Below are 12,310 nucleotides of genomic sequence, written 5' to 3' on the forward strand. Positions count from 1 at the left end.
GGACGAAACCCTGTCTGCGCCACACTTCTGGTTGCACGCGATTCTCCCCCCGCACCCAACATGCTTTAATGCCGTTTTAACCCGGTTCCGGAGGTAGCATGTTGTTGTCCCAAGTTGTCAGTCAGACCATTGCGCGTAACTGGTTAGATTTATATGAAACTATCTGGAAGCCGGAATACTTCGCCAGATGGGCTTCCGGGCTAAGCAGCAGCAAGCTGGAGCAGGAAGGCAGTTACTGGCGCGCTCGCGGGCCGCAAGGTTCAGTAAAGCTTCGCTTTACCCCGCATAATCCCTTTGGCGTAATGGATCACTGGATTGACAGCGGCTTTGGCAAAGAGATTTATATGCCGATGCGCGTGGTTGCCAATGAACAGGGCGCGGAAGTCGTGATGGTGGTTTATCGCCAGCCGCTTATGTCTGACGGGAAGTTTTCTCAGGATATTGAATGGGTAAGAAGCGATCTTGCTCGTCTCAACTGCCTGCTCACCCAGTAAAACCGGCGAAGAAGCCGCCGATCTTTAGTCATGGCTGGGCCTTACGGCTCAGAAAAGTGAAAAAAGTTCAGTAAAAACGCATAAGCGCTTTCACCTTTTTCATAAGCCATCTTCTCGATTCACAACAGTTTCATTAAAGCCCGCTATCCGGGAAAAGTCCTGGGTAGCGAACGCTGCCGTTTCGCTGTAACGCCTGAAATACATGCATTCTCTGCGCGTGCGCATTTTTTATACCCGCGGTTTACCCTTTTTACTGCACAACGATTAATAAACCTTTAGAACGGAAGTTAAAAAAATTTCATGCAAAGAGTGAATCCATTTATTTCTGCAGCAACGTTATCGGACTTTTCTTATGGTGTGAAATTAAAAAAAACGAGGTATAAATTAGCCACACACAGCAACACTTAAAAATAACAACACTAGGAAATAAAAAATGGATTGCTCAACTACGGCTCTGCTGTCAGAAGAAGAACTTGTTGAGATCGCCGGTAGGATGCTGGCTGGGGAATATAAAAATATAAAAGGATTTGCCCAGGATCTGGCCGCTTTTCTGTTAACCACAGAAAAGACGGCCCTGTCCCGGGATAATAATAATAATGGGGAAATTATTTACGTTTCAGAAATCCATCGCATTGAATCAATAATAACAGGTGAGGCCTGGCGTACTGCGTCTGGACTTCGCGCAGGCGAATGGCATTAATTATTAGTGTGAAATAGCCTGCTATTTCATACGTCACATTTTACTCGGTACCTGTACCTAACGAGCATATCATGGCGATACGTGAACGAAGCTTTACCGGCGCAAAATGGTCGATCCTTTCATCGATTAAAATCATCGGCATTGGGGTGCTTCAGCTCTCTTTACTGGCGCAAATACTGCAGGCTAACGAGCTGAACCTGCTGGCGATCGCCATTATTGGGCTGCTGGTCATCGATACGCTGGCTGACCGCAGCTTTTCCAACGCGCTGATCCGCAGCGGCACGCTGTCGCTACGCGATCAGTCGATGCTTTACTGGGGCAATATGCTGCTGAGCCTGGTTATTTTCGCCGTGCTGTTTACCGGCAGCGATCTTATCGGCAACTACCTGCAGCAGCCCGAACTGGCTATTATGCTGGAAATGGTCTCTGTTATTTTTATTATTATTCCGCAGGGACAACATTACCGCGCCGTTTTACAGCGCGAAAAGCAATATACTCGCATCGCCTTTACTGAAACGTTGTCTGTGCTTTTTGGACTTGGCGTGACGTTATTTACCGTCTGGCTGACGCCTTCGGTACTGTGCGCCATCTGGGGTTATCTGGCAATGGCCTCTATTCGCATGCTGATCTATTGCTATTATGGCCGCTCGAGCTTTCAGCCGGAATATCGTTTTAATCTTAAAGATTACAGTCGCATTCGTGCAAGAATCGCATAATAAAAATAAGTCTGTATGGTGGGCTCTGGGCATCTGACAAGATGCATTCGCGTGCTGGCGACAGCACGCTTTTTTCTTTTTATCCGCGCTATTTTTTTATTCCTTTCCTCCGGCGATTCCTGACTAGCCAGGCTGCGTCTTTCGCGCTTTTCCCGATAACCTCGCCTTAATAGCGCTTTGCTTCATTTCCTGTGGTACTGATAATTCGTTTTTCTTATCCAGCAGCCGCAGCGCGGTGCTCGCTTTCCCGCTACGTCGGCGTTTTTCCGCAGGCCGGCATAAGTTAAACTGATGCGAAGCGATCGCCTGAGAAATTCTCAGTTGCTGATATTTTACTCACCCCGTAGCCTTGCCGCCCACCTTCTGGAGCCAGCTATGTTATTAACCGTCCTCTATATTATCGGCATTACGGCGGAAGCCATGACCGGCGCGCTTGCCGCCGGACGACGCAAAATGGATCTGTTCGGCGTGATTATCATTGCATCGGTAACGGCGATTGGCGGCGGATCGGTGCGGGATATTTTACTGGGCCATTACCCGCTCGGCTGGGTGAAGCATCCGGAATATATCATGATCGTTGCCGCCGCCGCCGTGCTGACGACCTGGCTTGCGCCGCTGATGACCCACCTGCGCAAAGTTTTCCTGGTGCTGGATGCGCTGGGCCTGGTGGTCTTCTCGATTATTGGCGCGCAGGTTGCGCTGGACAGCGGCCATGCGATGATTATCGCCGCCATCGCCGCGGTGATTACCGGCGTATTCGGCGGCGTGCTGCGCGATATGTTCTGTAATCGTATTCCGCTGGTGTTTCAGAAAGAGCTCTATGCCGGTATCGCCTTCGCCTCCGGCTGGATCTATATCCTGCTGCTGAAAACCTCGCTGGCGCATGAGGCCGTGGTGATTATTACCCTGCTGTTCGGCTTTCTGGCTCGCCTGCTGGCGCTGCGCTTCCGGCTTGGCCTGCCGGTTTTCAACTATCCCCACCCGGAGCACTGACCTCGCGCGGAATGCCCTGCTGACGCAGAAACGCGATCAGTTTTTGTATGCGCGCGTCCTGCAGCATGGCGTGAATACGCTGCGCCAGGATCGCGCCGACGCCCGGCAGCGCCTGCCACTGCTGCATATCGCGCTGCTGCACCTCATCCCAGGTCCTGTCCGGCAAAGCGTTTAGCGCGCGCCGCGGCAGCGGTATGCCAAGCGCGCCGATCCAGCGGCGCAGCGGCTGCTGACGCGTCAGGTTGAACTGATGCCAGAGCTGCTGCGCGCGCGTCGGACTGATGCCTGAGCTCTGCGCGATTTGTTCCGGCGTCAGCGTCAGCCAGGAGAAGAGATGCGACATGGCCCGGTTCTCTAGCAGTCGCAGCCAGGTGCTGCGCTGCACGCCGGCGATATCCAGCACCGACTTCTGGCTTAGCCAGCTTAGCCGCGCCAGCAGCTGCTGGCGGCAGGCGGGCGTAATGCTCAGGCAGCTGAGCGGCGTAAAGCTTTCAGCATCCGGCGGCTGCGGGTAGTCGCGTTCTGCGACGCGCCATATCACTCTTTCCAGACGAGGAATGCCCTGTCCCGCCAGGCTAATGGCCACCTGATCGCCGGCGATAACGTCCCATGTCCGCCAGCGCCGCAGCGAGCCGATGTTCACGCGCCGGACGATTTTATCGTCGAGCGCGACCGGTTGAAGGGTGAGCACCACGGCAATATTGCCGGTGCGGCCGGTGGTGAAATCGACCGAACGTACTTCGCTGGTGACGTCCGGCGGCTCAAATTTCCACGCCACCGCCCAGTCACCTTCGCCAGGCATCCAGCTTTGTCCGGCGGGACGCGTCGTCTGATGCACCACCACGCCATCCGTTGCGAAAGGCAACGGCGCGTTGAACCAGCGATCGCGCCAGACCGCGACCTCTTCCTCGTCGCGTACGGACTGACTCCACGTTTGCGCCAGACCCAGCCCCCAGCCGGCAAGCTGCCGCAGACGATCCGTCATCGCGGCGGGCCCATCTGGCCATCCCCAGATAAACAGGCCGATATCGGCCAGCAGCGGCCCAGGCGTCTGACTCATCAGCGCGCCCGCTACCTGCGCCCGCGCGTTTTTACCGCCGTCGCGCGACTGGCGATGATCGGTCATCTTCAGAAAGAGTTCGCCCTGCAGCACCACCCGCGGCGCATCGCTCTCGATTTTCAGTGGGATGGCGGGAATATAGGGCGCTTTCGCTAACCAGGATTCGCCGTGCAGGCCATCGCCACGGCTAATTAACGCCGCCAGCTTTCCCGCCTCGTAGACCAGCGTGACCGCGACGCCGTCGATTTTCGGCTGCACCCATAGGTCGCGCCGATCCTGCATCCAGTACGCCAGCGCCAGCTTATCGCGCACTTTTTTTACGCCGGTATGCGCCACCGGATGCGCGACCCTGCCGCTGGCGGGCAGCTGAGAGGCATAGGTCGGGCGAGCGGGCACGAAGCAGCGCTGCCAGCTTTTCAGCCGCTGCAGCAGCGTATCGTAGTCCGCATCGCTGACCAGGCTCTTGCCGTCGCGATAGTAGGCTTCGTCCCAGCGCTCCAGCTGCCGCTGCAGACGGGCGATCTCCTCTCCGGCGTGCGCAGGCGTCCATACCGGACAAAGCGCGTGTGCCGGATCGGCAGCCAGCAACAACAGGCACAGCAGCAGGCGTAGCGTCTCTTTCATCATGAGCCTCCTCAACGTTTCGCCTATTGAAGCGGCATGGAAGCAACAGGGCGACAGCCAAAACAGCAGAATGGAAGGGAACAGGCAGAAAACAGAAGCGTTTGCAGGCTGGAAAAGGCGGTTTTACGCGCCGCGCCGCAAAAGATTTAGCGCAGCGCCATGCGCAAACGCTGCGTGACGGCCCCAAGCCGTGTATACTTTGCAGGAAATCGATTCCGCTCTTTACTCAATTCAAGAAGACCATGGCTCAAGGCACGCTTTTTATTGTTTCCGCCCCCAGCGGCGCGGGTAAATCCAGCCTGATTCAGGCGTTACTGAAGACACAACCGCTGTACGATACGCAGGTGTCTGTTTCTCACACTACCCGCGGCATGCGTCCCGGCGAAGCCCATGGCGAACACTATTACTTCGTCTCGAAAGATGAATTTGAAGCGATGATCGCGGAAGACGCCTTCCTCGAGCATGCAAAAGTCTTCGACAACTATTACGGTACGTCGCGTAAAGCGATTGAGCAGGTGCTCTCCACCGGCGTCGATGTGTTCCTTGATATCGACTGGCAGGGCGCGCAGCAGATCCGTGCGAAAATGCCCGCCGCGCGCAGCATCTTCGTGCTGCCGCCTTCGCAAGACGAGCTGGACCGCCGTCTGCGCGGTCGCGGTCAGGACAGCGAAGAGGTGATTGCCCGCCGCATGGCGCAGGCGGTCTCTGAGATGAGCCACTACGCCGAATACGACTATTTAATTATCAATGATGATTTCGATCTGGCGCTGTCCGATCTGAAGACCATCATCCGCGCTGAACGCCTGCGCATGGGGCGCCAGAAGGCGCGTCATGATGCTTTAATCAGCAAACTATTGGCAGTCTGAAGACAGTTTCAGTATTATGCCCAGTCATTTCTTCATCTGTGGAGTAGCACACCTATGGCACGCGTAACCGTTCAGGACGCAGTAGAAAAAATTGGTAACCGTTTTGACCTGGTGTTGGTCGCTGCACGTCGTGCACGTCAGATGCAGGTAGGCGGCAAAGATCCGCTGGTTCCGGAAGAGAACGATAAAGCCACCGTTATCGCCCTGCGCGAAATCGAAGAAGGCCTGATCACCAACCAGATCCTCGACGTGCGCGATCGTCAGGAACAGCAAGAGCAGGAAGCCGCTGAATTACAAGCCGTTACCGCTATCGCTGAAGGCCGTCGTTAACAGCAACCTGCAGGCCAACCTTGTATCTGTTTGAAAGCCTCAATCAGCTGATTGAAAAATACCTGCCGGAGGAGCAAATCAAGCGCCTCCAGCAAGCGTATCTTGTCGCACGTGATGCTCACGAGGGACAGACACGCTCCAGCGGCGAGCCTTACATTACCCATCCTGTTGCGGTCGCCTGCATCCTGGCGGAAATGAAGCTCGACCATGAAACGCTCATGGCCGCGCTGCTGCACGACGTGATCGAAGACACGCCGGCAACCTACCAGGATATGGAGCAGCTGTTCGGCAAAAGCGTGGCGGAGCTGGTAGAAGGCGTATCCAAGCTGGATAAGCTGACTTTCCGCGACAAGAAAGAGGCGCAGGCTGAGAACTTCCGCAAGATGATCATGGCGATGGTGCAGGATATCCGCGTCATTCTCATCAAGCTGGCCGACCGCACGCACAATATGCGTACGCTGGGCTCGCTGCGTCCAGACAAGCGTCGTCGCATCGCGCTGGAAACCCTGGAGATCTACAGTCCGCTGGCGCACCGCCTGGGTATCCATCACCTGAAGATCGAGCTGGAAGAGCTGGGCTTCGAGGCGCTCTACCCTAATCGCTATCGTGTGATTAAAGAGGTCGTAAAAGCGGCGCGCGGCAACCGCAAAGAGATGATTCAGAAGATCCTGTCGGAGATCGACGGGCGTCTGCAGGAAGCGGGCATTCCCTGCCGCGTCAGCGGCCGTGAAAAACATCTCTACTCTATCTACCGCAAAATGACGCTGAAAGAGCAGCGTTTTCACTCCATCATGGATATCTACGCGTTCCGCGTGATCGTGAAGGACGTGGATACCTGCTATCGCGTGCTCGGTCAGATGCACAGCCTGTACAAACCGCGTCCAGGCCGTATGAAAGATTACATCGCTATCCCCAAAGCCAACGGCTATCAGTCGCTGCATACCTCGATGATCGGTCCGCACGGCGTGCCGGTCGAGGTGCAGATCCGTACCGAAGATATGGATCAGATGGCGGAAATGGGGGTCGCCGCGCACTGGGCTTATAAACAGGCGGGCGAAAGCGGCACTACCGCGCAGATTCGCGCCCAGCGCTGGCTGCAAAGCCTGCTGGAGCTGCAGCAGAGCGCGGGCAGTTCTTTTGAATTTATCGAGAGCGTGAAATCCGATCTCTTCCCTGACGAGATCTACGTCTTTACGCCGGAAGGCCGTATCGTCGAACTGCCAGCCGGCGCGACGCCGGTCGATTTCGCCTATGCGGTACATACCGATATCGGCCATGCCTGCGTCGGCGCGCGCGTCGATCGCCAGCCCTATCCGCTCTCGCAGCCGCTCACCAGCGGTCAGACGGTAGAGATCATTACGGCGCCGGGCGCGCGTCCCAACGCCGCCTGGCTCAACTTCGTCGTCAGCTCCAAAGCGCGCGCCAAAATTCGTCAGCTGCTGAAAAACCTCAAGCGCGAAGACTCCGTCAATCTTGGCCGTCGCCTGCTGAGCCACGCGCTCGGCGGCAGCCGCAAGCTGGCGGAAATCTCGCCCGCGAACATCAAGCAAGAGCTGGATCGCATGAAGCTGACGTCGCTGGACGACCTGCTGGCGGAGATCGGCCTCGGCAACGCCATGAGCGTGGTGGTGGCGAAAAACCTGCTGCAGTCGAGCAATGCGACGCCGCCGAGCAGCAGCAAACGCGGCAAGCTGCCGATCAAAGGCGCGGACGGCGTCCTGATCACCTTCGCCAAATGCTGCCGCCCGATTCCCGGCGACCCCATCGTGGCCCACGTCAGTCCCGGCAAGGGCCTGGTGGTGCATCACGAATCCTGTCGTAATATTCGCGGCTACCAGAAAGAGCCGGAAAAATTCATGCCGGTGGAGTGGGATAAGGTCACCGATCAGGAGTTCGTGGCGGAGATTAAAGTCGACATGTTCAACCATCAGGGCGCGCTGGCGAACCTGACGGCGGCGATTAATACCGCAGGCTCGAATATCCAGAGTCTCAACACCGAAGAGCGCGACGGCCGCGTTTACAGCGCGTTTATCCGCCTGACCGCGCGCGATCGCGTCCATCTGGCGAATATTATGCGTAAAATTCGCGTGATGCCGGACGTGATCAAAGTCCACCGTAACCGTAACTAGCGCATGAACGCCCAACGCTTCGCTCGTATTCAGGAGATGCTGGCGCTTCGCCAGCACGACCTCACCGTCTGCATGGAACAGGTGCACAAACCGCACAACGTATCGGCGGTGATCCGCACGGCGGATGCGGTGGGCATTCACGAAGTGCACGCCGTCTGGCCCAGTGAACGCATGCGCACCATGGTCTCCGCTTCCGCCGGTAGCAACAGCTGGGTGAAGGTCAAAACCCATCGCAATATCGCCCAGGCGGTTACCCATCTCAAAGATCGCGGCATGCAGGTGCTGGCGACCAACCTGTCGGCCAGAGCGGTCGATTTTCGCGAAATAGATTACACCCGCCCGACCTGCATTCTGATGGGTCAGGAAAAAACCGGCATCACCGCCGAGGCGCTGGCGCTGGCCGATTGCGACATCATTATTCCCATGGTGGGCATGGTACAGTCGCTGAACGTTTCCGTGGCCTCCGCGCTGATCCTCTACGAAGCGCAGCGCCAGCGGCAGAACGCCGGACTCTATCAGCGTCGGCACAGCCTGCTGGACGAAGAGGAGCAGCAGCGCCTGCTGTTCGAAGGCGGCTATCCGGTGCTGGCGCGCGTAGCGAAGCAGAAAGGTCTGCCCTATCCGCATATCAACGCCCAGGGCGAAGTGGAAGCTGACGCCGACTGGTGGGCCAGCATGCAGGCCACAGGGAAAAAGAAATGAAAGGCCGCCTGCTGGATGCCATTCCGCTCAGTACCCTGACCGGCGTCGGCGCCAGTCAGGCGGCGAAGCTGGCTAAGCTCGGCCTGCATACCATTCAGGATCTGCTGCTCCACCTCCCGCTACGCTACGAAGACCGCACTCAGCTCTACGCCATTAACGATCTGCTGCCCGGCATCTGGGCGACGGTAGAGGGCGAAGTGCTGCAGTCCGATGTTTCTTTTGGCCGACGCCGCATGCTGGTGTGTCAGATCAGCGACGGCAGCGGCGTGCTCACCATGCGCTTCTTCAACTTCAATGCCGGAATGAAGAACAGCCTGGCGCCGGGTCGTCGCGTGACCGCCTATGGCGAGATCAAGCGCGGCCAGCGCGGCGCGGAAATGATTCACCCCGAGTATCGCGTTCAGGGCGAGCAGAGCCCGGTTACGCTGGAAGAGACCCTGACGCCGGTCTATCCCACTACCGAAGGTATTCGTCAGGCTACGCTGCGCAGCCTGACCGATCAGGCGTTGACGCTGCTGGAGAGCGTGCCGATCGCCGAACTGCTGCCGCAGGAGCTGGCGCAGGGATTAATTAGTCTGCCGGAGGCGCTGCACACGCTGCATCGCCCGCCGCCGGACCTGCGCCTGAGCGAGCTGGAGCACGGCCGCCATCCGGCGCAGCGTCGCCTGATCCTTGAAGAGCTGCTGGCGCACAACCTCAGCATGCTGGCGGTACGCGCTGGCGCGCAGCGCTATTACGCGCTGCCGATGGCGCCGCGCCATACGCTGAGCGACAAACTGCTGGCGGCGCTGCCCTTCTCCCCGACTAACGCGCAAAAACGCGTGGTGCAGGAGATTGAGCGCGATCTGGCCAAAGATTTCCCGATGATGCGTCTGGTGCAGGGTGACGTCGGATCCGGTAAAACCCTGGTCGCGGCGCTGGCGGCGCTCGACGTGATCGCGCACGGCAAGCAGGTGGCGCTGATGGCGCCCACCGAGCTGCTGGCAGAGCAGCACGCGAACAACTTCCGCAGCTGGTTCGCGCCGCTGGGCATCGAAGTCGGCTGGCTGGCCGGCAAGCAGAAAGGCAAAGCGCGGCAGGCGCAACAAGAGGCGATCGCCAGCGGACAGGTGGCGATGGTGGTCGGCACGCATGCGCTGTTCCAGGAGCAGGTGCAGTTCAACGGTCTGGCGCTGGTGATTATCGACGAGCAGCATCGTTTCGGCGTGCATCAGCGGCTGGCGCTGTGGGAGAAAGGCGAAGAGCAGGGCTTCCATCCACATCAGCTGATTATGACCGCGACGCCGATTCCACGCACGCTGGCGATGACCGCCTACGCCGATCTCGACACCTCAACCATTGACGAGCTGCCGCCTGGCCGTACGCCGGTTACCACCGTCGCCATCCCTGACAGCCGCCGCGACGACATCATCGAACGCGTGCGGCACGCCTGCCAGGACGGCCGCCAGGCTTACTGGGTCTGCACGCTGATCGAAGAGTCCGATCTGCTGGAGGCGCAGGCGGCGGAAGCAAGCTGGGAAGCCCTGAAAGTCGCGCTGCCCGACCTGAATATCGGTCTGGTGCACGGCCGCATGAAGCCTGCGGAGAAGCAGGCGGTGATGGCGGCCTTCAAGGCCAATGAAATGCAGCTGCTGGTGGCGACCACGGTAATTGAGGTCGGGGTCGACGTGCCTAACGCCAGTTTGATGATTATCGAAAACCCGGAACGCCTGGGGCTGGCGCAGCTGCATCAGCTGCGCGGACGCGTTGGCCGCGGCGCGGTGGCGTCGCACTGCGTACTGCTCTACAAAGCGCCTCTGAGCAAAACCGCGCAGCGTCGTTTGCAGGTGCTGCGCGACAGCAACGACGGCTTCGTCATCGCCCAGCACGATCTGGAGATTCGCGGTCCCGGCGAGCTGCTGGGCACGCGCCAGACCGGCAACGCCGAGTTTAAGGTAGCGGATCTGCTGCGCGATCAGGCGATGGTGCCGGAAGTACAACGCGTGGCGCGCCATATTCACCAGCACTATCCTGAACAGGCGAAGGCGCTGATCGAGCGCTGGCTGCCGGAAACCGCGCGCTATACCAACGTCTAATTCCCTCTCCTTTCTGATCTGACAGCGCTTGCGCCCGGGCGCGCATAAGATAAAGGCTGGCAAACGATTGCTTTCAGCCAGCAGCGGTTTAAAATCCCCCTCTTCACAGATTGGGAAGCCACTTTATGTCCGTTAATCAACCAGACGCCACACTCCAAAAATCGACGACGCCGCGCCAGAGCGAACTGATTTACCGTCTTGAAGATCGTCCGCCGCTGCCGCAAACGCTGTTTGCCGCCGGTCAGCATCTGCTGGCGATGTTCGTGGCGGTCATCACGCCCGCGCTGCTGATTTGTCAGGCGCTGGGCCTGCCTGCGCAGGATACGCAGCACATTATCAGCATGTCGCTGTTCGCCTCCGGCGTGGCCTCGGTGCTGCAGATTAAAACCTGGGGTCCGGTCGGCTCGGGCCTGCTGTCGATTCAGGGCACCAGCTTCAATTTTGTAACGCCGCTGATTATGGGCGGTATGGCGCTGAAAAACGGCGGCGCCGACGTGCCGACCATGATGGCGGCGCTGTTCGGCACGCTAATGGTGGCCTCCTGTACCGAGATGGTGCTGTCGCGCGTTCTGCACCTGGCGCGCCGCATTATCACCCCGCTGGTCTCCGGCATCGTGGTGATGATTATCGGCCTGTCGCTGATTCAGGTCGGGCTGACCTCTATTGGCGGCGGCTTTGCCGCAATGAACGATCACAGCTTCGGCGCGCCGAAAAATCTGCTGCTGGCGGGCGTGGTGCTGGCGGTGATTATCGTGCTCAACCGTCAGCGTAATCCTTATTTGCGCGTCGCGTCGCTGGTTATCGCCATGGCGGTCGGCTATCTCGCCGCCTGGCTGATGGATATGCTGCCGCAAACCGCCGCGCCGACCAGCCAGCCGCTGGTCGCGGTACCGACGCCGCTCTATTATGGGCTGGGCTTTGACTGGAACCTGCTGATCCCGCTGATGCTGGTGTTTATGGTCACCTCGCTGGAGACGATCGGCGATATTACCGCGACCTCGGACGTTTCAGAGCAGCCGGTTAGCGGTCCGCTCTATATGCAGCGCCTGAAAGGCGGCGTGCTGGCGAACGGGCTGAACTCCTTTGTCTCCGCGCTGTTCAATACCTTCCCTAATTCCTGCTTCGGGCAGAACAACGGCGTGATCCAGCTTACCGGCGTCGCCAGCCGCTACGTCGGTTTTGTCGTGGCGCTGATGCTGATCGTGCTGGGTCTGTTTCCGGCAGTGAGCGGTTTTGTACAGCATATTCCGGAACCGGTTCTGGGCGGCGCGACCATCGTCATGTTCGGCACCATCGCCGCCTCCGGCGTGCGCATTGTGTCGCGCGAGCCGCTCAACCGCCGCGCGATTATGATTATCGCCCTGTCGCTGGCGGTCGGGCTGGGCGTCTCGCAGCAGCCGCTGATCCTGCAGTTTGCGCCAGACTGGCTGAAGACCCTGCTCTCTTCCGGCATCGCCGCCGGCGGGATCACTGCCATCGTGCTGAACCTGATCTTCCCGCAGGAAAAGTAACCTCTCCAGCGGGCTGCGGCCCGCCTCCTCTATTTATTCGTATTTACATCCAGGCTGTTGAGCTACAACGGTAATTCAGGCATAACAAGCACTGACCGGAAAGATGGCGG

The 12,310-nt window shown here is 58.6% G+C and carries 10 protein-coding genes and 1 pseudogene; 10 read left to right on the plus strand and 1 reads right to left on the minus strand.

The window, feature by feature from the left end; genetic code table 11:
* The first annotated feature begins 98 nt into the window (after positions 1-98).
* From PVE98_RS19355 to PVE98_RS19370, 4 genes are all read left to right on the plus strand, one after another.
* Positions 99-494 carry a polyketide cyclase gene (locus tag PVE98_RS19355; protein WP_096072307.1) on the plus strand — a complete coding sequence of 132 codons (396 nt, stop codon included), beginning with the start codon at positions 99-101 and terminating at the stop codon, positions 492-494.
* Between the two features lie 433 nt (positions 495-927).
* The gene (locus PVE98_RS19360) at positions 928-1,194 is read left to right on the plus strand and encodes a hypothetical protein (protein ID WP_048782845.1); all 267 of its coding nucleotides are present in this window, start codon (positions 928-930) and stop codon (positions 1,192-1,194) included.
* A gap of 71 nt (positions 1,195-1,265) precedes the next feature.
* A complete protein-coding gene (locus tag PVE98_RS19365) occupies positions 1,266-1,910 on the plus strand; it encodes an oligosaccharide flippase family protein (protein ID WP_096072306.1) in 645 nt (214 codons plus the stop codon).
* Between the two features lie 375 nt (positions 1,911-2,285).
* On the plus strand, positions 2,286-2,903 hold the full coding sequence (locus tag PVE98_RS19370; protein WP_033754272.1) for a trimeric intracellular cation channel family protein: 618 nt from the start codon (positions 2,286-2,288) through the stop codon (positions 2,901-2,903).
* On the opposite strand, the pseudogene ligB reads toward PVE98_RS19370, so the two are convergent.
* A pseudogene (gene ligB, locus PVE98_RS19375) lies at positions 2,844-4,587 on the minus strand (NAD-dependent DNA ligase LigB); the annotation flags it as partial. The gene PVE98_RS19370 and the pseudogene ligB sit on opposite strands and share 60 nt — an antisense overlap.
* A gap of 242 nt (positions 4,588-4,829) precedes the next feature.
* On the opposite strand from ligB, the gene gmk reads away from it, so the two are divergent.
* The 6 genes from gmk (at position 4,830) to PVE98_RS19405 (ending at position 12,200) form a co-directional block, all read left to right on the plus strand.
* Positions 4,830-5,453, plus strand: coding sequence for a guanylate kinase (gmk, locus tag PVE98_RS19380; RefSeq protein ID WP_033754269.1), 624 nt, complete (start codon positions 4,830-4,832; stop codon positions 5,451-5,453).
* A gap of 54 nt (positions 5,454-5,507) precedes the next feature.
* Complete coding sequence (rpoZ, locus tag PVE98_RS19385) at positions 5,508-5,783, plus strand: DNA-directed RNA polymerase subunit omega (RefSeq protein ID WP_013511051.1); 276 nt, start codon at positions 5,508-5,510, stop codon at positions 5,781-5,783.
* A gap of 20 nt (positions 5,784-5,803) precedes the next feature.
* Positions 5,804-7,912, plus strand: a complete 2,109-nt coding sequence (gene spoT / locus PVE98_RS19390) for a bifunctional GTP diphosphokinase/guanosine-3',5'-bis pyrophosphate 3'-pyrophosphohydrolase (RefSeq protein WP_033754265.1) — start codon at positions 5,804-5,806, stop codon at positions 7,910-7,912.
* Positions 7,913-7,915: 3 nt separating this feature from the next.
* Entirely contained in the window at positions 7,916-8,614 is a 699-nt protein-coding gene (gene trmH / locus PVE98_RS19395; protein ID WP_033754263.1) for a tRNA (guanosine(18)-2'-O)-methyltransferase TrmH, read from the plus strand.
* Complete coding sequence (recG, locus tag PVE98_RS19400; RefSeq protein ID WP_333620359.1) at positions 8,611-10,689, plus strand: ATP-dependent DNA helicase RecG; 2,079 nt, start codon at positions 8,611-8,613, stop codon at positions 10,687-10,689. The genes trmH and recG overlap by 4 nt, the downstream gene beginning before the upstream one ends.
* A gap of 125 nt (positions 10,690-10,814) precedes the next feature.
* Entirely contained in the window at positions 10,815-12,200 is a 1,386-nt protein-coding gene (locus PVE98_RS19405) for an NCS2 family protein (protein WP_033754257.1), read from the plus strand.
* Positions 12,201-12,310 lie beyond the last annotated feature (110 nt).

This window comes from Pantoea sp. GABEPS69 (genome assembly GCF_045780835.1).
In the GTDB taxonomy this organism is placed as follows: domain Bacteria; phylum Pseudomonadota; class Gammaproteobacteria; order Enterobacterales; family Enterobacteriaceae; genus Pantoea; species Pantoea septica.

What these genes read in the sequence shown, in the direction of transcription:
- PVE98_RS19365 (WP_096072306.1), top strand. Translation starts at nt 1,266, where the DNA reads ATGGCGATACGTGAACGAAGCTTTACCGGCGCAAAATGGTCGATCCTT.
- gmk (WP_033754269.1), top strand. Translation starts at nt 4,830, where the DNA reads ATGGCTCAAGGCACGCTTTTTATTGTTTCCGCCCCCAGCGGCGCGGGT.
- PVE98_RS19355 (WP_096072307.1), top strand. Translation starts at nt 99, where the DNA reads ATGTTGTTGTCCCAAGTTGTCAGTCAGACCATTGCGCGTAACTGGTTA.
- recG (WP_333620359.1), top strand. Translation starts at nt 8,611, where the DNA reads ATGAAAGGCCGCCTGCTGGATGCCATTCCGCTCAGTACCCTGACCGGC.
- PVE98_RS19360 (WP_048782845.1), top strand. Translation starts at nt 928, where the DNA reads ATGGATTGCTCAACTACGGCTCTGCTGTCAGAAGAAGAACTTGTTGAG.
- PVE98_RS19405 (WP_033754257.1), top strand. Translation starts at nt 10,815, where the DNA reads ATGTCCGTTAATCAACCAGACGCCACACTCCAAAAATCGACGACGCCG.
- rpoZ (WP_013511051.1), top strand. Translation starts at nt 5,508, where the DNA reads ATGGCACGCGTAACCGTTCAGGACGCAGTAGAAAAAATTGGTAACCGT.
- trmH (WP_033754263.1), top strand. Translation starts at nt 7,916, where the DNA reads ATGAACGCCCAACGCTTCGCTCGTATTCAGGAGATGCTGGCGCTTCGC.
- PVE98_RS19370 (WP_033754272.1), top strand. Translation starts at nt 2,286, where the DNA reads ATGTTATTAACCGTCCTCTATATTATCGGCATTACGGCGGAAGCCATG.